This window comes from Streptomyces javensis, from assembly GCF_039525925.1.
Taxonomy (GTDB): domain Bacteria; phylum Actinomycetota; class Actinomycetes; order Streptomycetales; family Streptomycetaceae; genus Streptomyces; species Streptomyces asiaticus.
Genome location: NZ_BAAAIF010000013.1, coordinates 98,138 through 120,249 on the forward strand (window position 1 = coordinate 98,138; position 22,112 = coordinate 120,249).

The 22,112-nt window shown below is 73.5% G+C and carries 25 protein-coding genes; 11 read left to right on the forward strand and 14 right to left on the reverse strand.

The window, feature by feature from the left end:
• Positions 1-26: 26 nt before the first annotated feature.
• Entirely contained in the window at positions 27-1,058 is a 1,032-nt protein-coding gene (locus ABD329_RS14790) for a hemolysin family protein (RefSeq protein WP_198281736.1), read from the reverse strand.
• Positions 1,055-2,494, reverse strand: a complete 1,440-nt coding sequence (locus ABD329_RS14795; RefSeq protein WP_198281737.1) for a hemolysin family protein — start codon at positions 2,492-2,494, stop codon at positions 1,055-1,057. Before ABD329_RS14795 ends, ABD329_RS14790 begins: the two co-directional genes overlap by 4 nt.
• Positions 2,495-2,816: 322 nt before the next feature.
• Here ABD329_RS14795 and ABD329_RS14800 point away from each other — a divergent pair, with 322 nt between their 5' ends.
• The 4 genes from ABD329_RS14800 (at position 2,817) to ABD329_RS14815 (ending at position 6,068) form a co-directional block, all read left to right on the forward strand.
• Positions 2,817-3,524 carry a hypothetical protein gene (locus tag ABD329_RS14800; protein ID WP_309142969.1) on the forward strand — a complete coding sequence of 236 codons (708 nt, stop codon included), beginning with the start codon at positions 2,817-2,819 and terminating at the stop codon, positions 3,522-3,524.
• 114 nt (positions 3,525-3,638) lie between these two features.
• A complete protein-coding gene (locus ABD329_RS14805) occupies positions 3,639-3,890 on the forward strand; it encodes a hypothetical protein (protein ID WP_198282146.1) in 252 nt (83 codons plus the stop codon).
• 11 nt (positions 3,891-3,901) lie between these two features.
• On the forward strand, positions 3,902-5,062 hold the full coding sequence (locus tag ABD329_RS14810; protein WP_344316447.1) for an SPFH domain-containing protein: 1,161 nt from the start codon (positions 3,902-3,904) through the stop codon (positions 5,060-5,062).
• A gap of 574 nt (positions 5,063-5,636) precedes the next feature.
• A complete protein-coding gene (locus ABD329_RS14815) occupies positions 5,637-6,068 on the forward strand; it encodes an NUDIX hydrolase (RefSeq protein WP_344316448.1) in 432 nt (143 codons plus the stop codon).
• 40 nt (positions 6,069-6,108) lie between these two features.
• Here the strand turns inward: ABD329_RS14815 and ABD329_RS14820 are convergent, their stop codons facing one another.
• On the reverse strand, positions 6,109-7,008 hold the full coding sequence (locus tag ABD329_RS14820; protein ID WP_344316449.1) for a LysR family transcriptional regulator: 900 nt from the start codon (positions 7,006-7,008) through the stop codon (positions 6,109-6,111).
• A 108-nt stretch (positions 7,009-7,116) separates the two neighbouring features.
• Between ABD329_RS14820 and ABD329_RS14825 the strand changes: the two genes are divergently transcribed.
• From ABD329_RS14825 to ABD329_RS14840, 4 genes are all read left to right on the forward strand, one after another.
• Positions 7,117-8,073, forward strand: coding sequence for a PhzF family phenazine biosynthesis isomerase (locus ABD329_RS14825; protein ID WP_344316450.1), 957 nt, complete (start codon positions 7,117-7,119; stop codon positions 8,071-8,073).
• A 28-nt stretch (positions 8,074-8,101) separates the two neighbouring features.
• Positions 8,102-9,115 (forward strand): zinc-dependent alcohol dehydrogenase family protein, encoded by a 1,014-nt coding sequence (locus ABD329_RS14830; RefSeq protein WP_198280845.1) that lies wholly within the window; start codon positions 8,102-8,104, stop codon positions 9,113-9,115.
• A 182-nt stretch (positions 9,116-9,297) separates the two neighbouring features.
• Complete coding sequence (locus ABD329_RS14835) at positions 9,298-9,978, forward strand: class I SAM-dependent methyltransferase (protein ID WP_309142899.1); 681 nt, start codon at positions 9,298-9,300, stop codon at positions 9,976-9,978.
• 11 nt (positions 9,979-9,989) lie between these two features.
• The gene (locus ABD329_RS14840; protein ID WP_198280843.1) at positions 9,990-10,898 is read left to right on the forward strand and encodes an aminoglycoside phosphotransferase family protein; all 909 of its coding nucleotides are present in this window, start codon (positions 9,990-9,992) and stop codon (positions 10,896-10,898) included.
• Positions 10,899-10,910: 12 nt separating this feature from the next.
• On the opposite strand, the gene ABD329_RS14845 is transcribed toward ABD329_RS14840, so the two are convergent.
• The gene (locus ABD329_RS14845) at positions 10,911-11,447 is read right to left on the reverse strand and encodes a MarR family winged helix-turn-helix transcriptional regulator (RefSeq protein ID WP_198280842.1); all 537 of its coding nucleotides are present in this window, start codon (positions 11,445-11,447) and stop codon (positions 10,911-10,913) included.
• Positions 11,448-11,661: 214 nt separating this feature from the next.
• On the opposite strand from ABD329_RS14845, the gene ABD329_RS14850 reads away from it, so the two are divergent.
• Positions 11,662-12,747, forward strand: coding sequence for an alkene reductase (locus tag ABD329_RS14850; RefSeq protein ID WP_198280841.1), 1,086 nt, complete (start codon positions 11,662-11,664; stop codon positions 12,745-12,747).
• Between the two features lie 34 nt (positions 12,748-12,781).
• Here ABD329_RS14850 and ABD329_RS14855 read toward each other — a convergent pair whose 3' ends face one another.
• From ABD329_RS14855 to ABD329_RS14865, 3 genes are read right to left on the reverse strand one after another with little or no spacing between them, the layout of a single operon-like run.
• Positions 12,782-13,552, reverse strand: coding sequence for a hypothetical protein (locus ABD329_RS14855; protein WP_344316451.1), 771 nt, complete (start codon positions 13,550-13,552; stop codon positions 12,782-12,784).
• Between the two features lie 48 nt (positions 13,553-13,600).
• Complete coding sequence (locus ABD329_RS14860; protein WP_198279269.1) at positions 13,601-14,089, reverse strand: hypothetical protein; 489 nt, start codon at positions 14,087-14,089, stop codon at positions 13,601-13,603.
• A gap of 21 nt (positions 14,090-14,110) precedes the next feature.
• Complete coding sequence (locus ABD329_RS14865) at positions 14,111-14,725, reverse strand: NsdA family TPR-like regulatory protein (protein WP_344316452.1); 615 nt, start codon at positions 14,723-14,725, stop codon at positions 14,111-14,113.
• Between the two features lie 30 nt (positions 14,726-14,755).
• On the opposite strand from ABD329_RS14865, the gene ABD329_RS14870 reads away from it, so the two are divergent.
• Entirely contained in the window at positions 14,756-15,085 is a 330-nt protein-coding gene (locus ABD329_RS14870) for a hypothetical protein (protein WP_246618748.1), read from the forward strand.
• The gene (locus ABD329_RS14875) at positions 15,082-15,324 is read left to right on the forward strand and encodes a hypothetical protein (protein ID WP_309142821.1); all 243 of its coding nucleotides are present in this window, start codon (positions 15,082-15,084) and stop codon (positions 15,322-15,324) included. The genes ABD329_RS14870 and ABD329_RS14875 overlap by 4 nt, the downstream gene beginning before the upstream one ends.
• A 12-nt stretch (positions 15,325-15,336) precedes the next feature.
• Here the strand turns inward: ABD329_RS14875 and ABD329_RS14880 are convergent, their stop codons facing one another.
• The 7 genes from ABD329_RS14880 to ABD329_RS14910 all read right to left on the reverse strand — a co-directional run bounded on the left by ABD329_RS14880 (position 15,337) and on the right by ABD329_RS14910 (position 22,094).
• Positions 15,337-16,437, reverse strand: a complete 1,101-nt coding sequence (locus ABD329_RS14880) for an ABC transporter ATP-binding protein (protein ID WP_198279267.1) — start codon at positions 16,435-16,437, stop codon at positions 15,337-15,339.
• Complete coding sequence (locus tag ABD329_RS14885; protein ID WP_198279270.1) at positions 16,434-17,258, reverse strand: ABC transporter permease; 825 nt, start codon at positions 17,256-17,258, stop codon at positions 16,434-16,436. Before ABD329_RS14885 ends, ABD329_RS14880 begins: the two co-directional genes overlap by 4 nt.
• Positions 17,259-17,365: 107 nt before the next feature.
• A complete protein-coding gene (modA, locus tag ABD329_RS14890) occupies positions 17,366-18,229 on the reverse strand; it encodes a molybdate ABC transporter substrate-binding protein (protein WP_198279266.1) in 864 nt (287 codons plus the stop codon).
• A 74-nt stretch (positions 18,230-18,303) separates the two neighbouring features.
• Positions 18,304-18,693 (reverse strand): TOBE domain-containing protein, encoded by a 390-nt coding sequence (locus ABD329_RS14895; protein ID WP_166484036.1) that lies wholly within the window; start codon positions 18,691-18,693, stop codon positions 18,304-18,306.
• Between the two features lie 272 nt (positions 18,694-18,965).
• Entirely contained in the window at positions 18,966-20,414 is a 1,449-nt protein-coding gene (locus ABD329_RS14900; protein WP_306420159.1) for an FAD/NAD(P)-dependent oxidoreductase, read from the reverse strand.
• Between the two features lie 8 nt (positions 20,415-20,422).
• Positions 20,423-20,824, reverse strand: coding sequence for a (2Fe-2S)-binding protein (locus ABD329_RS48220; protein ID WP_425574334.1), 402 nt, complete (start codon positions 20,822-20,824; stop codon positions 20,423-20,425).
• The gene (locus ABD329_RS14910; RefSeq protein ID WP_214665255.1) at positions 20,805-22,094 is read right to left on the reverse strand and encodes an NAD(P)/FAD-dependent oxidoreductase; all 1,290 of its coding nucleotides are present in this window, start codon (positions 22,092-22,094) and stop codon (positions 20,805-20,807) included. Before ABD329_RS14910 ends, ABD329_RS48220 begins: the two co-directional genes overlap by 20 nt.
• Positions 22,095-22,112: the final 18 nt, after the last annotated feature.

Below are 22,112 nucleotides of genomic sequence, written 5' to 3' on the forward strand. Positions count from 1 at the left end.
CCGGCTACGCCGGGTGACACTCTCCGCTACGCCGGGGTGGCCGGGCCCACGAGTTCGTCCAGGACGTCCGTCATCGTGACGAAGCCCAGGACCGTGCCCAGGACCGTGCCGGTGTCGGCCGTCACGGCGGCCAGGTGGGCACCGGTGGCGCGCATGGTGGTGAGGGTGTCGTCCAGCGGGGTGTCGGCGCGCACGCGGGGGACGGTGTGGACGGCGGTGCGGGGGAAGGGGCGGTCCCGGTCGGCGATGCCGAGGGTGTCCTTGATGTGCAGATAGCCCAGGATGGCGCCGCCGGGCCCGGTGACCGGGAGCCGGGAGCAGCCGGAGGCGGCCGCCGTGCGTTCCAGTTGGGCGGGGGTGACGCGGTGGTCGACGGTGACCATCTCGTCGAGGGGGACGAGGATGTCGCCGACCCGCCGGGTGCCCAGCTCCAGGGCGTCGCGCAGCCGCTCGCCGCCGGACTTGTCCAGCAGCCCGGCCTCGCTGGAGTCCCGTACCAGCCGGATGAGTTCATCGTCGGTGAAGACCGACTCGACCTCGTCCTTCGGCTCGACCTTCAGCAGCCGCAGCAGCGCGTTGGCGAACGCGTTGACGCCGAAGACGACGGGGCGCAGAAGGCGGGTCAGGGCCACCAGCGGCGGGCCGAGGAGGAGCGCGGTGCGCTCGGGCGCGGCGAGGGCGACGTTCTTGGGGACCATCTCGCCGATGAGCATGTGGAGGTACGTGGCCGCCGTGAGCGCGATGACGAACGCGATCGGATGCACCAGGGCGTGCGGGACGTGAACGGCGTCGAAGCCGGGCTCCAGCAGATGGGCGATGGCCGGTTCGGCGACCGCGCCCAGCACGAGGGAGGAGATGGTGATGCCCAGCTGGGCGGTGGCCATCAGCGCGGACAGGTGCTCCAGCGCCCACAGCACACCGCGCGCCCGCTTCTCCCCCGCCTGGGCGCGCGGTTCGATCTGGCTGCGGCGCACGGAGATCAGGGCGAATTCGGCGCCGACGAAGAAGGCGTTGGTGAGGAGGGTGAGAGCGCCGATGGTGAGTTGGACGACGGTCATCGGGCGGCCTCGGAGGACTCAGGGGCTTGGACAGCCTCGGGGGACTCAGTGGCTTGGTCAGCCTCGGCGGACTCAGAGGCTTGGACAGCCTCGGCGGACTCAGAGGCTTGGACAGCCTCGGAGGACTCAGGGGTGTGGACGGCCTCGGCCGCCTCGGTGATCCGTACGCGCTCGGCGCGGTGGTGGTCCACCTTCAGGACCGTGAGCTGCCAGCCGTCGTCCGTCTCGAAGGTGTCCCCGGCCGCCGGGATGCGCCCCAGGGCGGTGGCCAGGAGGCCCGCGACGGTTTCGTACGGGCCCTCGGGGGCGGTCAGGCCGATGCCGGTGAGCTCGTCCAGCCGTACGCCGCCGTCCGCCTCCCAGGCGCCGGGGCCGAGGGGCACCAGGCCCGGCGTCTCGTCGGGGTCGTATTCGTCGCGTACGTCGCCGACGATCTCCTCGACGATGTCCTCCAGGGTGGCGATGCCCGCGGTGCCCCCGTACTCGTCGATGACGACGGCCATGGTGTGCGCGCGGCGCAGCCGGTCCAGCAGCCGGTCCACGGAGAGGCTGTCGGGCACCAGGAGCGGGGGTGTGGCCAGGTCGGTGACGGGGGTGGTGGCGCGGCGGGCGGCGTCCAGGGCGAGGACGTCGCGGATGTGCACGGTGCCGACCACCTCGTCCAGGGTGTCGCGGTAGACGGGGAAGCGGGACCGCCCGGTGGCCAGGGTGAGGTTGGCCGCGTCGGCGGCGGTGGCGTGGGCCTCCAGCGCCTGGACGTCCACGCGCGGGGTCATCACGTTCTCGGCGGTCAGCTCGCCCAGGTGGAGCGTGCGGACGAACAGCTCGGCCGCGTCCTGCTCCAGCGCGCCCTCGGCGGCCGAGTGGCGGGCCAGCGCGACCAGCTCGTCCGGCGTACGGGCGGAGGCCAGCTCCTCGGCGGGCTCCAGGCCCATGCGGCGCACCAGGCGGTTGGCCGTGTTGTTGAGGTGGTGGATCAGCGGGGCGAAGGCGGCGGTGAAGGCGCGCTGCGGGGAGGCGACCGCCTTGGCCACGTGCAGGGGGCGGGAGATCGCCCAGTTCTTGGGCACCAGCTCCCCGGCGACCATCAGCACCACCGTGGAGACGGCCACGCCCAGCACCACGGCGGTCGTCGAGGCCGCGCCGTCGGGCAGGCCGATCGCGGTGAGCGGGGTTTCGAGGAGGACGGCCAGCGAGGGCTCGGCGAGCATGCCGATCACCAGGGAGGTGACGGTGATGCCCAGCTGGGCCCCGGAGAGCTGGAACGTCAGCCGGCGCACGGCCGTGAGCGCGCTGTCGGCCCCGCGTTCACCGGCTTCGGCGGCCCGCTCCAGGGCGCCGCGTTCGACGGTGGTGAGGGAGAACTCGGCGGCCACGAAGAGGGCGCAGGCCAGGGTGAGGGCCAGCGCGAGGAGAAGCAGCAGGATCTCGGTCACCGTGCCGGTCCCGTCTGCCCGCTCTGCTCGGCAAGGGGGGCTCTGGTGAGGGGCGGGCGGGGCGTGGCACGGGTGGTACTGGGAGGTTCGCCCATTGCGGGTCCGGTGCTCCTTACGTCGCTGGGAGAGTGCTGGGAGGGCGCTGGTAGGTCAAGTGTCCCCACACCCATAGTAAAGGGACGGTAAAGGGACGGGCCCGCCGGGCGACCGCCGCGCCCCGCGCCGAAATCGGTCCCGCGTAACCTGCTGCTTTTCCGCGTTGGCTCGATTGGCGCCGGGGTTGCCTGTCGTCGGCACAGGTTTATCGGCAATACTTCCGGCCGTGGAGCAGAGCACTGGACCGATCATCCCGCCCATGCACACCGCCGGGACGGATCCGGGGTACATCCCCGGCCTGACGTCCCCGCGCCCTGCCGATGTGGAGGAGGACGCCCCGGACAAGGCAGCGGCGGAGCAGCCGCCGGAGGAAGTCACCGCCGAGGACGAGCCGGAGCTCGACGGCGAAGCCGACGCGCCGAAGGACGACGTCGCGTCCGACGGGGAAGCGGACGACGACGCGGAGGACGGCGCGGAGGACAAGGAGGCGGAGGACAAGGAGGCGGACGAGGACGCGGACGGCGGGGTCGCCTTCGAGGTGTCCGACCGGCGCGGTGCGATACGAGCCGGGCGCCGAGGGGTCGTATTCGAACTCGACGGCGAGAAGGCCGAGTTCGGATGGGACGAGATCGGCGCGGTGGAGGTCGACACCCCGCGATTCGGCAAGCGCTTCGGGATCACCGTCTACACGACCAACCGCCGCTGGTACACCGCCGATGTCGAGGCACCGGCCCGCAAGCTCCTCAAGGAATGGACGGCGGAGCTGGACGCGGTGCTCGACGCGTATTTCGAGGACTCGGGGGACGAGGACGGCGGGGCGGAGGCCGATGCCGAAGCCAAAGCCGAGACCGAGACCAAGGCCGAGACCGAGAGCAAAGCCGAGACCGAGAGCAAAGCCGAGACCGACACCGACGCCAAGGACGCCACCTCGTAGCGGCCGTCCACGCGGGTGGCGGTTCGCCCGATCCCCGCTGCGCACAACCGTATCCGGCACCGGGAAAACGGTCTAACGTCGGATTTCAGCAGCGGAACGACGGGGGGCTGCCGCATGACACCGGATGATCCTGTGATCGGTCGCATCGGGGTGCTGCTTCTCGGCACCCGGGGTGCCAGTGGTCCCGGCGAGGTCCTGGTGCGCGTCAGGGGCGGTTCGGAGACGTTCCTCGCCTGGTCCTCCGACCCGCTGCCGCAAGGCGCGTCCGTCCTCGTGATCGACTTCCGCGGCTCCCGCCAGGTCGACGTCATCGAGTGGACCGATCCATTGAACGCGTCGTCCGGCGTGGCCGGCGGCGCCGGTTGAGGAGACGAAGGATGTTCGGTTACCGCGTGCCCGCACCCGACCAGGCGATGCTGATCTCGGGGGGCAGGCGTGGACATGGGGGTGCGCCGTTTCGCGTGGTGACCGGACACGGCAAGTTCGTGCTTCCGGTCTTCCGCAAGGTCCGCTTCCTGACGCTGGCGATGTGTGAGGCCGAGGTCGCGGAGAAGTGCGTCAGCCGACAGGGCATCACGCTGACGGTGCGCGCGGTGATCGCGTTCAAGGTGGGCAACGACACCGAGTCCATCGTCAACGCGGGGCAGCGGTTCCTCTCCGACCAGGAGCAGATGGCGGTGTTGACGGGGCGGATCTTCGCGGGTCACCTGCGGGCCATCATCGGCTCGATGACGGTCGAGGAGCTCATCACCGAGCGGCAGAAGCTGGCCACCGAGGTGCTGGACACCTCCAAGGCGGAGATGGCGAAGATCGGTCTGATCGTGGACTCGTTGCAGATCCAGTCGATCGACGACGGCGACACCGGCTATATCGACGCGATGTCCGCCCCGCACAAGGCCGCCATCCAGCGGCAGGCCCAGATCGCCCAGGCACAGGCCAGCCAGGCATCGGCCGAGGCGGAGCAGGAGGCGGCGCGCAACCAGGCCGAGTACGCACGGCAGACGGCGGTGGTGCAGGCCCAGTACAACGCCGAGGTGGACCGCGCCCAGGCGCAGGCCGCCCAGGCCGGACCGCTGGCGGAGGCCCACGCGCAGCAGGAAGTGCTGTCGGCGCGGACGGAGTTGGCCCAGCGGGCGGCCGATCTGCGGCAGCAGCAACTAGTGGCCGAGATCGTGAAACCGGCGGAGGCGGAGGCCGAGCGGATCCGGGTGGTGGCGCTGGCCGAGGCGGAGCGGATGAAGATCCAGGCCGAGGCGGCGGCCTCACACGGCCGGGTGGCGCTCGACCGGATGCTGATCGACCAACTGCCGCAGATCGTCAAGGAGGCCGCCTCCGGGCTCTCCGGGGCGAACGTCAACGTCCTCAACGGGGCGGACGGGCTGGGCGAGATCGCGGCGGGCCTGGTCGGCCAGGGGCTGACCATCCTGGACGCGGTACGGCGCAACATGGGTGCGCCGGGTGCGGAGGACGACCCCAAGCGGCGGGACGAGCCGAAGCGGCGGGGCGGGGCGGACGACGGGGCGGTCGAGGTTCGTTAGGGGGTGCCCGGCGGCTCGTGACGCCTGCGGTGCCCGGCGGCTCGTGACGCCTGCGGCGCCCGGCGGGTCGTGACGCCTGCGGTGCCCGGCGGCTCGTGACGCCTGCGGTGCCCGACCGATGGTGACGCTTGCGGTGCCCGACCGATGGTGACGCTTGCGGTGTCCAGCCGATGGGGACGCCTGCGGCGGGCTGCTCCCCTACCCGCCCCTTCCCACAACTGGGGCTCCGCCCCAGACCCCAGACCCCAGCCCCCGGACCGGGGCTCCGCCCCTCCCCGTGGCATCGATACACGGCTCCGCCGCATGGCGGGGCTCCGCCCCAGCCCTCGGGGTCCAGGGGCGGAGCCCCTGGTAACGGGAAGGGGCGGGTAGGGGAAAGCCTCGTCGCGCGGCTCCGGCACGTGGTGGGGCTCCGCCCCAGACCCCGGACGCCCTCGGGCGGGTTCTCGATCTCCGGACGGGCTCAACGTGGCCCGCCCGGAGATCGAGGACACGGGACACCGCGTAGGCGCCCCGGCCCCGTCCGGGCGTTGCTACCGTGAGAAACCCCAGCCAGCCGAGAGGGCCGAGGAACGTGACCACTGACCGCCCGCACCGCGTCAGCGTCGCCGGAGTCATCGTGGACGAGCGCGGCCGGGCGCTGCTGATCAAGCGGCGCGACGGCAGCACCTGGGAGCCGCCGGGCGGTGCGCTCGACCCCGACGCCACCATCCCGGACGCCCTCCAGCGCGAGATCCTCGAGGAGACGGGCGTCAAGATCGCGCTCCCGGCCGCGCTCACCGGGGTCTACAAGGACATGAACGACCTCACGGTCTCCCTCGTCTTCCGCTGCGAGGCCCTCGACGGCACCCCCGCCACCGGCCCCCGCACCCGCGCCTGGCGCTGGGCCACCCGCGCCGAGGTCCCCGATCTGGCCGACGAGGCGTACGCCGTGCGCGTCCTGGACGCGCTCGACACCGCCGCCCCACCGGCGATCCGCGCCCACGACGGCGTCACGCTGGTCTGACGTACGGCTCGCCTCGTCCGACGGTCGTTCGGCGTAAGGCTCACGCCGCCAGCAGCCGCGTCAGCTCGTCCGCCACCGCCCGCGCCGCCGGGCTGGTCCAGCGGCGGCGGTGGCGGGTGAGCTGGACGGGCACCGGCGGGATGGCCGGGCCGTGGACCTCGGCGAGGTAGCCCTCGGCGAGTTGCCGTTCCACCGTGACGCGGGGGAGCAGCGTCAGGCCGAGGCCCGCGGCGACACAGGCGCGGGCGGCCTCGATGCTGCCGAAGCGGGTGAGGCGCGGCGCCGGGCCGGGGAGGGCGAGGAGGGTGCGGACGAGGTGGTCGCTGTAGGAGCAGCCCTGTTCGTGGACGAAGAAGCTCTGCCCGGCCAACTCCTCCCAGCTCGCCTCGCGTCCGGCCAGCGGATGGCCGGGTGCGGCGACGTAGACGAGGGGTTCGCGGGCGATGGGGCGGGCCGCCAGGTCGGCGTCGGTCACGTCCTGTTCGAGGAGCAGGACGAGGTCGAGCCGTCCGGTACGCAACCCCTCGACGGCCGCCGCGCTGCCCGCGGGGTGGAGGTGGAGGTCGATACCGGGGTGGGTGCGGCGCAGCGACGCGATCACGCGGGGGAGGTGCGAGGCGCACAGCGACTCGCCCGCGCCGAGGGCCACCGGGCCCGCCACGGAGCCGTCCGCGCCGTCGCCGCTTCCGGCCGCCGCCACCGCGCGCAGCCGGGCCTCGGCGTCCAGGACGTCTTCGGCCTCCGTCAGCAGCCGACGTCCGGCGCTGGTCGGCAGGGCGCCTGAGGGCAACCGGTCGAAGAGACGGGTGCCCAGCTCCCGTTCCAGGGTGCGTATCTGGACGGTGACGGTGGACTGGGCGAGATGGAGCTCGGTGGCGGTGGCGGTGAAGCTGCCGGTTCGCGCCAGGGCCGCGAACGTCTTCAGGAGTCGTGTGTCCACGACGGTCAGGATAGATGCCCTCCGACCTGCTCTCATGTGGTTCCTCGATCGACTCGAACGAAAGGAATCGTTGGACGCGATACCGGGGCCGGTGGAACCGTGGACGGCATGACCGCACCCACCGAACCCACCGCGCCCGCCACCACCGCGCCCACGACGCCCACCGCGTCCACCCCGGACGTCGACGTTCTGCACTACTCCGCCTTCACCGCCCGCCCCGACGGCGGCAATCCCGCCGGTGTGGTCCTCGACGCCGCGGCCGTCGCGGACGACGACGCGGCCATGACCGCCATCGCCGCGCGGGTCGGCTACTCGGAGACCGCGTTCATCACCGAGCGGGACGAGGCCGCGCGCCGCTACCGGCTGCGGTACTTCAGCCCGCTCGCCGAGGTCGCGTTCTGCGGACACGCCACGATCGCCACGGCCGTGGCTCTCACCGAGCGCGACGGCCCCGGTGAGCTGGTCTTCGACACGGCCTCGGGCGAGATCCGCGTCGAGACCACGGCCGACGGCGACGGCCCGCCCCGCGCCACGCTCACCAGTGTTCCCGCCCGGTCACGCCCCGCCGACCCGGGCACGGAGCTCGGGCCGACGCTGGCGGCGCTGGGCTGGTCCGCGGACGACCTGGACCCGGCCCTGCCCCCGCATGTCGCCTTCGCGGGCAACGACCACCTCGTCCTCGCCGCCGCCACCCGCGAGCGGCTGGCGGACCTCGACTACGACTTCGACGCCCTGGATGCGGTGATGCGGCGGCGCGGCTGGACGACGGTGCATCTGGTGTGGCGCGAGACGGCGAAGGGCGAGGGCCCCGCGGACGGCTTCGTCTTCCACGCCCGCGACCCGTTCCCCGTCGGCGGGGTGGTCGAGGACCCGGCCACCGGTGCCGCAGCCGCCGCCTTCGGCGGCTATCTGCGGGTACTCGGCCTGGTCGGGCGCCGTACCAGGGTCCGGATCCGCCAGGGCGAGGACATGGGCCGCCCCAGCGACCTCCTGCTCGACGTCACCCCCGACGACCCCCGGTCGCGGGTCAGCGGCCAGGCCGTCCCGATCCCGCGGACCGCGTGAGAAGCGGTGTGAAAAGAGGAACCGTGTGATGAAGACGCGCTACTACCACCTGCCGCGGCTGACCGGCGTGGACGCCCTCCGGCTGGACGAGCGCGAGGTGCCCGCCCCCGGGCCGCGCGAGGTGCTGGTCCGGATGCGGGCCTGGTCGCTCAACTACCGGGATCTGATGATCGCGTCTAACGCGTACGGACGTGCCCTGAAGCCCGATGTCGTACCGCTGTCCGACGGCGCGGGCGAGGTGGTGGACGCCGGTTCCGAGGTCACCCGGTGGCGGGAGGGCGACCGGGTCGCCGGGATCTTCATGCCCGGCTGGCTCTCCGGCCCGCCCACCGCGCGGAAGACGGCGGGCGCGCTGGGCGGTCCGACGGACGGGGTACTCGCGGAGTACGTGCTCTTCGACCAGGAGGCCCTGGTCGCCGCCCCCGCGCAGCTGGACTTCGCCGAGACCGCGACGCTGCCCTGCGCCGCCGTGACCGCCTGGCACGCGGTGGCGGTCACCGGTGGCCTCGCCCCCGGCCAGACGGTGCTGACCCTGGGCAGCGGTGGAGTGTCGCTGTTCGCCCTCCAGTTCGCCGCGCTCGGCGGGGCGAAGGTGCTCGCCACCTCCAGCGACGACGCCAAGCTGGAGCGACTGCGCTCGCTCGGCGCCACGGACGGCCTCAACTACGCCCGCACCCCCGACTGGGGCCGAGTGGTGGCCGAGGCGACCGGCGGCGGTGTCGACCACGTCGTGGAGGTGGGCGGCGCGGGCACCCTGCCACAGTCGCTGGAGGCCGTACGGGTCGGCGGGCGGATCAGCCTCATCGGCGTACTGTCCCGGGACGGCGGGGCCGACCCGTCCTCCGTGCTGCGCAAGGGCGTCACGCTACAGGGGATGTTCGTGGGCAGCCGCGAGATGTTCGAGCAGATGAACCGCGCGATCGAGCACCACCGGCTGCGTCCCGTCGTCGACCGTGCCTTCCCCTTCGCGGAGGCGCCCGCCGCGTACCGGTACTTCGCGGGGCGGGGGCACTTCGGGAAGGTGGTCATCACGGACGGGTGACGAACTCCACGGCGGCGAACGCCCCCTGGCGGGCCGGCTCTTGACCTTGCCCAAAGGTGAAGGCCGAGAGTGTCCGCGGCAACCAAGCCGACGCGCTGAGCGTGATGGGCTTCGACCGGCCTCGTTCGACCGACCTCGTTCGACCGGCCTCGTTCGACCGGCCTCGGATGAGAGGAACCCACGTGGACGACGACGCGCTCCTGGCGGAGCAGAGGGCCTACTACAGGGCGGGCGCGGCCGAATACGACCGGCCCTACGCGGAGTACGAGGCCCTCCAGGACTTGCTGGCCGTCGTCGACGACCTCCCGATCGCCGGGGATGTGCTGGAGCTGGCCTGCGGAACGGGCCAGTGGACCTCGCGGCTCGCCGCACGGGCACGTTCGGTGACGGCCGTCGACGCGGCGACCGAAGTGCTGGCCATCGCTCGGGCGCGCACCGCGTCCCCGTCCGTCCAGTTCCTCGCGGCCGACCTGTTCGAGTGGCGGCCGCCGCGCCGCTACGACACCGTGTTCTTCGCCTTCTGGCTCTCCCATGTCCCGCCGGCGCGGTTGCCCGACTTCTGGAACACCGTGGCCGCCGCACTCGCCCCGGGCGGCAAAGCGATCTTCATCGACGACGGCCCCGCCGCGGCCGCGTACGAGGAAGTCCTCGCGGACCAGCCGACCCCTGCGGCGCTGCGCCGGCTCGATGACGGCAGCCGGTACCGCATCGTGAAGGTGTTCCACCACCCCCGGACCCTCACGGACGACCTCACCGCGCTGGGGTGGTCGGTCCGTATCCGGACCATGGCCGGGAACTTCGTCGGCATCGCGGAACCGCCGACCGCCGCCGGGGGAGGAAACGGGCGGGCCACCGTCGGCTAACGTGGCCCCGCATGACCCATACCGAGATCGAGATCACCGCGGAGCTGGTCCGCGATCTGCTGCGCGACCAGCACCCCGACCTGGCCGATCACCCCGTGCGGCTCGGCGCGCGCGGCTGGGACAACCAACTGTGGCGACTCGGCGACGAACTCGCCGTCCGGCTGCCCTGGGCGACGCTGTCCGCGGACGCGCTGCTGCGCAAAGAGCACGCCTGGCTTCCCGGTCTCGCCCCGCGCCTTCCCCTGCCGGTCCCCGTGCCGCAGCGCCTGGGCGAGCCCTCCGGGCGGTTTCCGCGGCCTTGGATCGTCACCACCTGGGTACCGGGAACGCCCGCCGACCGCGCCCCCGCCACGCGGGCCGCTGAGGCGGCCGACACCCTGGCCACGTTTCTGACCGCCCTTCACCGGCCCGCCCCCGACGGGGCGCCGGCCGGCCGCGACCGCGGGGGGCCGCTGGCCGACCACGCCGAGGGGTTCGCCCGGACTCTGGCCTCGGCCATCGAGTTGGGGGTGATCCCCGACCCGGACGCCGTCCGCGCCGTCTGGGAAGACGCCGTCGCCGCGCCCGGCTGGACGGGCCCGGCACTGTGGCTGCACGCCGATCTGCATCCGGCCAACGTCCTCACCGAGGACGGCACCATCTGCGGCGTGATCGACTTCGGCGACCTCTGTGCGGGCGATCCGGCCTGCGATCTCGCCGCCGGGTGGATGCTGCTGCCGGACGGCGCCGTCGACCGCCTCTACGACGCCTATCGGCCGACCCCGGACACGGCGACCCGGCGCCGTGCCCGCGGCTGGGCGGTGCTGAAGGCCCTCGTCTGCGTCCTCATCGGAGAGGCGGGCGTCCACGGCCGTCCGGGCGGCAAGCGCACCTGGGGCCCGCCCGCCCACGCCGCGCTGCGCCGCCTCATCCACTCCTGAGCGGGCGGGGCGTCAGCGCTCCGGCTCCGCCGCCCCCGCGGAGTCGGTCGCGGCCTGGACGAGGTTGTCCTCCAGGCGCTCCAGCGTGCGCAGGGCCGCGGCACACTCGTCGTCGGAGAGGCCCGCCGTCGACATGTCCTCCAGTCGGCTCCAGATCCGCTCGACCTCGCGGCGCAGGGCCTGGCTGGCCACCGTGGGTTCGATGATCGTCGCGCGCTTGTCGGTGGGCGAGGGGCTGCGGCGGACGAAACCGGCCTGTTCCAGGCGCCGCACAGTGCGGGTCATGGTGGCGGCGTCGGAGTCCAGGAGCCGCACCAGGTCGGTCTGGCGCTGCGGGCCGAGCTCCCACAGATGCATCATGACCAGCTCCTGGCCCGGATGCAGGCCGATACGGCGCAGCAGCTGACCGGCGAGCATGCGGTGCAGCCGGGCCAGGCGGAAGATCGCGTGACTGACCGGCCCGCCGCCGGCCGCGGTCGGCACCGGGACGGTGGCCTCCTGCCCCGTCACCGCAGGCCCCTGCCCGGCCTCCGGCGTGGAGTGCGTCATCTCATCCTCACTTTCCTGTTTGGGCAGGATAAGCGTACCCCTTGACCGTCACCCCCACCCTGCCCTTGAGGCATCGATACCCATACGGCCAGGTAGACGCATATGACCCACGCCACACTCGCCACCAGGAATGACTCCACGCCATTTACTTGTTCGGCTAAGTGATTTACTTGTTCGGACAGGGATCACCCATCCCAAGACCCAAGGAGGAGCCATGACCACCCCCTTCGACCCGATCGTCCTGGGCGGCAAGCACCTGGCCAACCGCGTCGCGATGGCGCCGATGACCCGCAGCCGTGCCTTCGGGACCGGCGCGGAGCCGACCGAGCTGATGGCGACGTACTACGCACAGCGCGCCGGTGCCGGGCTGATCGTCACCGAGGGCATCCAGCCCTCGCCGGTCGGCCAGGGCTACCCCGACACCCCCGGCCTGCACACGGCCGGGCAGGTGCGGGCCTGGCGAACGGTGACCGACGGCGTGCACCGGGCGGGCGGCGTGATCTTCGCGCAGCTGATGCACACCGGACGGGTCGGTCACCCGAGCCTGCTGCCCGACGGGCTGGTGCCGGTGGGGCCGTCGGCGGTGGCCGCCAAGGGCCAGGTCTTCACCCATGAGGGGCCGAAGGACTTCGTGACGCCGAGGGAGCTGAGCGAGGCGGACATCCGGCAGACGATCGCCGACTTCGCCGCGGCGGCGCGCAACGCCGTCGAGGCCGGGTTCGACGGCGTGGAGATCCACGGCGCGAACGGCTATCTGATCCACCAGTTCCTCGCGCCCAACTCCAATCTGCGCACGGATGGCTGGGGCGGCGACACCCAGAGCCGGATCCGCCTGGCCGTCGAGGTCGCCACGGCCGTGGCCGAGGCGATCGGCAGCCACCGGGTCGGCCTGCGGATCTCGCCCGGGAACCCGTACAACGACATCGTCGAGGACGCCCCGGACGAGGTCTACCTCGCCCTGCTGGACCGGCTCGCCGGTCTGGACCTGGCCTATCTCCACCTGCTGGAGGGGCCCCTGTTGGAGGGGCCGAACCGCGAACTGACCGGGCGGCTGCGGAAGTCGTGGCCGGGTGCGTTCATCATCAACCCGTTCACGCACCCGGACGCCACCGGGCCCGAGGCGCTGAAGCTGATCGAGGACGGGACCGCGGACATGGTCGCGTACGGGGCGCTGTTCCTGGCCAACCCCGACCTGCCCAGGCGGCTGGCCGCGGGCGGCCCGTTCAACACCCCCGACAAGGCCACGTTCTACGGCGGCGACCACCGGGGCTACACCGACTACCCGGCCCTCACCGCCTGATCGGCGCCCGCGCCGCGCGCCCGCCGAAGGGCCGTTACGGGAGCGCGTGCAGCTTGGCGATCAGCCGCCGCAGCAGCGCCACCCGGTCGCTGCCGCGCGGCCGGCAGTCCTCCAGCCGCCGGACGACCCCCGGCGGCACGTCCTCGACCCCGACGGCGTCCACGACCTTGTCCAGCGCGTGGATGCCCCAGTACTGGCTGAAGGCGAGCGGCTCCTTCACGACGGCCCCCGTGAGGGCGGCCAGCGCGTTCGCGTCCGGCACCGCGTACAGCCGCGCGTACGCGGCCAGGCGCAGACCGCCGTCCGGCGAGGTGAGCCAGCCGTCCAGGTCGGGGTCGGCGACCCGCTGGGTGGCGCGCACCAGCCGGGCGAAGATGCCGCTCATGCGCTGCGTACGGGCGGACCCGCTGAACATCGACGTACGGACCTCGAGGTATTCGGCGGCGAGCCGGCGCACATCCGTGAGCGCCGCCGCGCCGTCGGCCTCGGGTCCGCCGTCGCCGCTCCCCACGAGGGCGGCGTCGGCGATCCGCTCGGCGTCCTCGATGCGCCGCTCGACCTCCTTCGCGAAGTCCAGGCGGACACCACCGGGCAGTTCGATGCTGTCGAGCAGATCGCGCAACCAGGGCACGACGGCGACCACCAGGAGCGCCACGGTGACGTTGTCTATCTTCAGGTCCGGCGCCAGCACATGCGTGACGGCCACCGCGACGGCCACACAGCTCACCACGGACGCGACGATGACCCGCCGCCTCCCGGCCCGCCCCGAATACCCCTCGCCCGCCCCGGGCTCCCCCTGCCTCATGTGGCCCAGCATGCCCCAACCGGGCCCGGGTCAGCCCGGGTACGCGTGTCACGCCCGACGGGAAACCCCGTCCGGCCAGACGACGTCGACGGGTACGCCCGCCTCACGCGCCCGCTCCACCACATCCGCCGTACCACCGCCCTTGCCGGAGGGCGGCCGCCCGTCCCACACCGCCACCAGCCGATCGGCCCGCTCCAGCAACACGGCGTTCGCCGTCTCGTACGCCTGCCGGTTCGCCGTCTCATGCGGCATCACCAGCACCTCGTCCGCGGCCTCCACCAGCCGGTCGAAGGTCGCGGCGTGGTCCGGCTTGACCTTCGCCTGCCGGTAGTCCCGCGACGGAACCACCACGACCAGGCGCCCGCCGACCGCCAGGACCGCGTCGGCGAACACGCTGTCACTGCCCTTCGCGACGCATGACACGCCGACCAGACCGGCCGGGTCGTGGCCGGCCAGGAGTCGGTCCAACTCGCCTCGGACCAACGGCAGCGACGCGTCGGTGAGGTCCATGTGCCCGGTCACAGCGATCGTCGTCATGGGGGTGTGTGGCCTTCCTCGTCATGTGGTCAGCAGAGTGCGGATGCCAGCGCGCACTTCGGTGACAGCACGCGGCACGCCGTCACCTACCGTGTACGGGTACAGCTGCGCCAACTGTGCGCGCACGCGCCCGGAGAGCAGACCGGACGCGACCTCTACAGCCCGACGGGAGTAGCCGGCGGCGCTGCTGACGTCGCCGAGCAGGAACGCGCACTCAGCCAGTCCGATCCAGTCCAGAGCGTGGCCACGTCCAGCCTCCGGGCCGCGCCGGTCCAGGGCGGTACGGATGTGGTCGGCGGCTTGATCGGCGTAGCTGCACGGGTCTGAGCGGGCCATGTCCAGGAGCCTGCCGCCGGTGACCCCGGCGAGTTCGGCATCGTCGAAGTAGCCGATCCAGTAGGGCTCGCTGTCGGGTCGTCCGGCGTCGCTGAGCGCATCGGCAGCCTGTCCGGTCGCACGTCGGAACCCGGATGGCCGACCCATGCAGGCCAGGGCCCACGCCTCCCGTGTGTGGAGCATCGCCCGCAGCCTTGGGCCCGCTGTGCGGCGCGCTCCATCCTGGGCGAGCCGGATGAGTTCGAGGGCGTCGTGCGGCCGGTCGTGGTACAGCATCTGCCGGGCCATGCCAGCCAGCACGTTGGCACCGAAGTCGGTGTCAGCGCCCGCATGGGCTGCGCGGAGCGCCAGACGGCGGCCCTACTTCCGGAAGGCGCGGGCGGTGGACTCCAGCTCAGCCACTTCGCGTGCGCCCAGACGCCCGGGCCGGGCGCCGCGCAGCGCTGGCGACGGATCCGGGAGGTGCAGACACTCGGTGCGGGCCGCGTTGAGACCTCGTACCTCGGCGTTCCGCCCGTCGATCGGACCAGCGGGCCGTATCTGCATTGGCGCGTTCCGCTCGGGCCGGGGCGGTATCTCACGGACGCCAACCGGCTCCGTGAGGCGCTGGTGCGGGCGAGCGTCGCCGAGCTTGGGGTCGGGGAGGGGGACGACCTGTGACCCACGACCGCCCAGTCGCCCAGCAGTCGCTCGCGGCAGCGCACGGCATCGAGATGCCGGACGCGGACGCGCTGACCGGGCCCCAGCTGCTGGAGGGCTGGGACTGTGCGCTGTGCGGGCGGCGGCTCATCGCGGATCAGTTGCTCGGGACGGTCGCGTGGACCTGCGGCAGCAGGACGCGGGAGGTCGAGCTGTGGGTGTGTCGGCCGTTCTGCGGGGAGGGACTTGAGGGCGCGTAGGGCAGGGTCGGCTTACGCCGGGTATGCGTGGGTCTGGGTGGCCTTCAGCGTGGCCCACACCGGGCGGCCCGGGTGGAGGGTCAGTTCGGCTACCGCCGCCGTCGTGAGGTCGGCCAGGACGGGGAGTTCGCCGGTGAGCTCGACGCGGATCTGGTCGCCGTGGGACTCCATACCGGCCACCTCCAGCCGCCACAGGTTGCGGGCGCTGGAGTCGGGGCGGTCTCGGTGGAGGGTGACCGCGGCGGGTGGGAAGGCGACGAAGACCGGGCCGGAGAGGTCCTCGGTGGTGGTGATCGTGGTGCCGCCGTCGAGCGTCACGGTGTGGCCGTCGGCGCGGCCCTGGTAGAGGTTGAGGCCGACGAGGCTGGCGATGTAGTCGGTGCGGGGGCGGCGGGAGATGTCCGCCGGGGTGCCCTCCTGGACGATACGGCCGTCCTCCACGACCACGAGCCGGTCGGCCAGCACCATCGCGTCCAGCGGATCATGGGTGACCAGGACCGCCACCGCCGCGAAGTCGGCCAGATGGCGGCGGAGTCCGGCGCGCACGTCGAGGCGGGTACGGGCGTCCAGCGCGGCCAGTGGCTCGTCCAGGAGCAGCAACCGGGGGCGGGTGGCCAGGGCGCGGGCGAGGGCGACGCGCTGGGCCTGGCCGCCGGACAGGGCGCGGGGTTTGGCGCCCGCGCGGCCGGTCAGGCCCATGCGGTCCAGCCAGTCGGCCGCCTGCGCGCGGGCCTCCGCCTTCGGCACCCCGTGGCAGCGCGGGCCGAACGCCACGTTGTCCAGCGCGGTGAGGTGCGGGAAGAGCAGATAGTCCTGGAAGACCACGCCGACCGGGCGGTGTTCGGGCGGCGTCCGCAGCCGATGCGACGGCTCCTCCAGGGTCCGGCCGTCCAGCCGCAGCGCCCCCTCGGTGAGCGGGGTGAGCCCGGCCAGGGCGCGCAGCGCGGTCGTCTTGCCCGCGCCGTTGGGCCCGAGCAGCGCGACCACCTCGCCGGGCGCGGCGGTCAGCCGCAGGTCGAGCCGGAAGCCGCCCCGGTCGACGACGAGCCGGGCGTCGAGGCCGTCGGTGTGCGGCGCGGCCTCCTCGGTGGGGGAGGTGTCGGTGTTGGTCATGAGGCGGCGATCCAGCGGTCGCGCAGCCCGGCCAGGACCGCGATGGAGACGGCGAGGAGGACGAGGCTGAGCGCGATGGCGGCGGCCGGGTCGCTCTGGAGCGCGAGATAGACCGACAGCGGCATCGTCTGCGTACGGCCGGGGAAGTTGCCCGCGAAGGTGATCGTGGCGCCGAACTCGCCCAGCGCCCGCGCCCAGGCCAGCACCGCCCCGGCCGCCACGCCCGGCGCCACCATCGGCAGGGTGACGCGCCGGAACGCGGTGAAGCGCGAGGCGCCGAGCGTGGCGGCGGCCTCCTCGTAGCGGGGATCGGCCGCCCGTAGCGTGCCCTCGACGCTGATCACGAGGAACGGCATCGCCACGAACGCCTCCGCGACCACCACCCCCGCCGTGGTGAACGGCAGGGTGATGCCGAACGCCGAGTCCAGCCAGCGGCCCACGATCCCGTTACGGCCCAGCGCGAGCAGCAGCGCCACACCGCCCACCACCGGCGGCAGCACCAGGGGCAGGGTCACCAGGGCGCGCAGCAGCCGACGGCCGGGGAAGCGGGCGCGGGCCAGCAGCCAGGCCAGGGGCACGCCCAGCACCAGCGCCACGGCGGTGGCGGCGGTCGCGGTGATCAGCGAGAGGCGGAGCGCCTGCCATACCGCGACGCTGGTCAGCTGGTCGGGCAGGCTCCGCCAGGGCGCGCGGACCAGCAGCGCGACCAGCGGGAGCACCAGGAAGACCAGACCGGCGAGGGCGGGGAGCAGGAGCGGCAGCGGGACGCCCGCGCGGCGGCGGGGGGTGCCGCGGCGTCGTCGCCGTGGGCCGCTGCCCAGAACCTCCGTGGGGCCGGTTGCCCCCTCTGGCTCGCCCCCGGCCCACGGCCCGGCCCCGGCCTTCGGCTCCGTCCCGGCCGCCGGCCCGGCCCCGGCGTTCCGCTCCGTCACGGCTTGAGGAAACCGGCCTGGCCGAGCACCTTCTGGCCCCGTGCCGACTTCACCAGGTCGATGAAGGCCGTGGCCCCGTCCGCGTTCTGGGCGTTCTTCAGCGGGGCGATCGGATAGTCGTTGATGGCCTGCTCCGACTCGGGGAACTCCACGCCCGCGACCTTGCCGCCCGCCGCCTTCACATCGGTCTTGTAGACGACGGAGGCGTCCACCTCCTTCAACTGCACCTTGGTCAGCGCGCCCTTGACGTCCTGCTCGTACGAGACCGGGGTGAGCTTGAGCTTGGCCGCGGTCAGCGCCTTCTGGGCCGCCGAGCCGCACGGCACTTCCTTGGCGCACAGCGCGACCTTCAGCCCGGAGTGGGTGAGGTCCTTGAGCGTCTTGATCTTCTTCGGGTTGCCAGGGAGGGTCGCGATCTCGAGCTGGTTGCGGACGAAGGTGGTCGGCTCGCCCTTCGCGTCCTTGGCGTCGGTGACGGTCTTCATCGTCTTAGGGCTCGCGGCGGCGAAGACGTCGGCGGGCGCGCCGGAGGTGATGCTGGCGGCGAGGGCGTCGCTGCCGCCGAAGTTGAAGGAGACCTTGGTGCCGGGGTGCTCCTTCTCGAACGTCTTGCCCAGCGCGGTGAAGCTCTCCTTCAGCGAAGCCGCCGCGAACACGGTCACCGTGCCGGACAGTTTCCCGGAGGAGGAACCGGAGGCGGACTTCTGGGAGGAGTCACCGGAGTCGCCGGAGTCACCGGAGGAGCAGGCGGTGAGCGTCAGGGCGGCGAGCGCGAAACCGCCCACCACACGCAGCGTCCAACGGGAACCGGAACGGGAATGGGAACGGGATCCGGAACCTGATACGGAACGGGTCGTCATGGGGTCTGTCTCTCCCTCTCTGCGACTGCTGCCTGCGCCGCCGCCTGTGCCTGTGCCGCCCTCGACGCGCGTGTTCACGGCGTTTCCACGACCACGTTGGTCGACTTGATCACGGCGACGGCCGGAACGCCCGGCTCCAGCTTCAGCTCCTCCGCCGACTCCCGGCTGATCATGGACACCACGCGGAACGGCCCCGCCTGGATCTCCACCTGCGCGGACACATCGCCGAGGATCACCTCGGTGACGATGCCCGAGAAGCGATTGCGGGCCGAGGAGCCGGGGTGGTCGCGGTCCGTGCCGCTGGCGACCTCGCGGGCGAACGCGGCGAGCGCCGGGCCCGGGATGATCCGGCGCCCCTGCTCGTCCCGTTCGGCGGTCAGCCGTCCGCTGTCGACCCAGCGCCGCAGGGTGTCGACGCTGACCCCCATCAGGGCCGCGGCCTCACCGATCCGGTACGTATGCATCCGCCGATGGTAGCGCCGCATCTGCGAGCCGGTACATGGTGATCAGGTGGTATCCATCCAACGATTCGGGTACGGAGGCTGGCATCTGCGCAGGCTGCGGGCGGTGACGGCTCGCGGACGCCAAGCGCTCCGCCGGGAAGTGGCGCGAGGTGTGGTCGTTCATCCGCGGCTGCGTCGTGGCTGATCGCGCCCGCGCGGCGGAGCCGCACATCGACACAGCCCCGCGCCCCTTCGGGGCGCAACCGAACCGCACCGGACTTCAGCGAGGCCGCTCAGGGCTCCTCGTCCGTGCCGTCCGCCGACTCGTCCAGCTCGTCCAGCTCCCCCAGCTCCGCCAGTTCCCCCAGCGTCACCGGCGCCGCGAACGGCCGTGCCGACAGCGGCCGCAGATCCTCCGCCGCGGCCGGGCGGCCGGTCAGCGACGCGGTGACGGCGGCGACCGCGAAACCGCAGATCCGGCCCTGGCACCAGCCCATCCCCGGGCGGGCCAGGAGCTTCATGGTGCGGGGGTCCTCGGCGCCGAGGTCGGTACGGGCGCGGCACAGCTCCCCGTAGGTGACCTCCTCGCAGCGGCAGACCACCGTGCGCCCGGTCAGCCGCTCGGTCCACCCGTCGGGCACGGGGTACGTGCGGTGCAGCGCGGCGGCGAAGGCCCGGCCGTGGCGGATCGCGGTGCGCAGCCGCCGTACGGCACGCGGATCCACTGGCAGCCCGTGGGCCGCCGCCAGCGACAGGGCGGCCAGCCGTCCCTCGGTGACGGCGAGCGCGGCGCCGCCCACGCCCGTGGTCTCCCCCGCGGCCAGGACGTCCGGGACGGTGGTGCGCTGACGGGCGTCGACCACGGCGACGAGGGACCCGTCGAGGTCGCGCCGGGTGGCGGCGCCGACCATCAGGGGCAGTTCGAGGGCGGGGGTGAACCCCCAGCCCAGCGCCACCAGATCGGCCTCGAGCACCTCGCCGCCGTCGAGCCGCACCCCGCGCACCCGATCCTCGCCCAGGATCTCGGTCACCGCGGCCCGCGTCCGGTACGGGATGCGGTGGCGGGCCATCAGCGCCGCGTACCGCACCGCCTCGGCGGACTTGGCGGGCGCCCGCACCGCCCCGTCCAGGTGGCGCAGCCAGCCGTGCGCCGGGTTGGCCTCGCACACGGCGAGGACGCGCACCCCGGCCTCGGCCAGGCCCGTCGCCACCGGCAGCAGGAACGGGCCCGTGCCCGCGACCACCGCGCGCCGCCCCGCCGCCGCCCGATGCCCCTTCAGCAACGCCTGAACGCCGCCCGCCGCCATCACCCCGGGCAGCTCCCAGCCGGGCAGCGGCAGTTGGCGGTCGTACGCACCGCAGCAGAGCACCAGCGAGCGGGCCCGCACCCGGTCCCGCTCGACGGGGGCCGTGTCGTACGGACCGTTCAGGCGCAGGGTGAACGGCCCGCTGTCCGGGCGGGGCCGGTCGATCAGCCAGACCTGATGGCCGGGCAGGTAGTGGAGACGGCCGAGGTGGCGCTGGTGGCGCAGCCGGGCGCGGAGGCGGGCGAAGAGCCGCCCGTGGTGGTGGCGAGGTGGCGTCGAGCGCTCGTCGTGGCGCCAGTACTGGCCGCCGGGCAGCCGCCCGGCGTCGATGAGCACCACGTCCAGGCCCGCCTCCGCGGCCCCGACGGCCGCGGCGAGCCCGGCGGGACCCGCGCCCACGACGGCTACGTCGTACATCGGCCGATCAGTCGCCATCGCCGCCATCACCGTCGCCGCCCATCGCCATCGCCGCCGTCACCATCGCGGCCGTCGCTGCCGCCGCCATCGCTGTCATCGCCGCCATCGCCATCGCTGTCATCACCATCGCTGTCATCACCATCGCGACCGCCCTCCGCCGACAGCCGCATCCCGTCCCGCGCCGGGACCAGGCAGGCCCGCTGTCCCGGGCGGCCGTCCACGGTGATCAGGCAGTCGAAGCAGACCCCGATCCCGCAGAACAGCCCGCGCGGTCTGCCCTCGCGCCGCGTGGTCCGCCAGGCCACGATCCCGGCGGCCACCAGCGCCGCGCCCACGCTCTGCCCCGGCCGCGCGGTGACCGTCGTACCGTCGAAGGTCAGCCGGTAGGACGACGGCCCCGTGCGCTCGTCACTCCCCGCGTGGCTCATCCGCACCACCCTCATCGAAGCGTTCGGGGGCGAACGGCGTCAGGTCCAGATCCGTCGCCTCCCCCGTCAGCGCCTGCGCGATCAGCTTCCCCGTCCCCGCCGCGAGGCCGATCCCCGCGCCCTCGTGGCCGCAGGCGTGCCACAGTCCGGGGGCGCGCGGGTCGGGGCCGATGACCGGCAGATGGTCGGGGCAGTACGGCCGGAAGCCCGCGTACACGCGCATCGCCCGCACCGACGCCAGCGTCGGGAACAGCCCGATGGCGCCCCGGGCCAGCGCCCGTACGGCAGCGGGGGAGGGTCGGCGGTCGAAGCCGACCCGTTCCCGGGTGGAGCCGATCAGCACCGTGCCGCCGCCCGTGCCCTCGACGACCGGCGACGCCTGGAGCTCCGCGTCCGAACTGGCCACGGCGTCCACGTAGTCGGCCGCGTAGACCTTGTGCCGTACGGTCGCGGGCGGCAGTGGTTCGGTGACGAGGACGAAGCCGCGGCGCGGCAGCACCGGCAGCTCGACGCCCGCGAGCCCGGCCACCGCACCGGCCCAGGTGCCCGCCGCGTTCAGGACGGCGGGGGCGCTGACGGTGCCGTGGGGTGTCCGTACGCCGGTGACCGGGGCACCCGCGCCGCCGTTTCCCGGGGCGGCCGGGGCACCCGCGCCGCCTCCCGGGGCGACCGGAGTTGCCGGGGCACCCGCGTCCCCTCCCCCCGGCGTGGCCGGGCCACCCGTACGCCGTCCTCGCCGGAGGAACCCCACCACCTCCGTCCCCGTCCGCACCACCGCCCCGCGCCGCCGCGCGAGCCGCAGCAGATGGGCCGCCGCCAGCATGGGCTGCACCTGGGCGTCCTGCGGATACAGCGCGCCCCCGGCGGCCTCGCGGGTCAGCCGGGGTTCGAGGGCGGGGAGTTCGGCCCCGGACACCTCCCGTACGACGACACCACGGGCCCGCTGCCGCTCGGCCAGCGTCCGCAGCGCGCCCAGGGCGGCGGGCGTGGAGGCGACCACCAGCCCGCCCTTCTGCTCGAACTCCCACCACTCGCCGTACGGGCCCAGGTCCTCGCCCCACACCTGCCGCGAGTACCGCGCCAGCTCCAGCTCCGGGCCCGGCTCCTTGTCCGAGACCAGGACGTTTCCCTCGCCCGCGCCCGAAGTGCCGCCCGCGATGGCGCCCCGGTCGACCACCACGACCCGCAGCCCGGCCAGGGTGGCGAACCAGGCGGCGGCCGCGCCGACGACTCCGGCGCCGATGACGACGAGGTCGGCGGTCTTCGGCAAGTCCTGGGAGGCCCATCC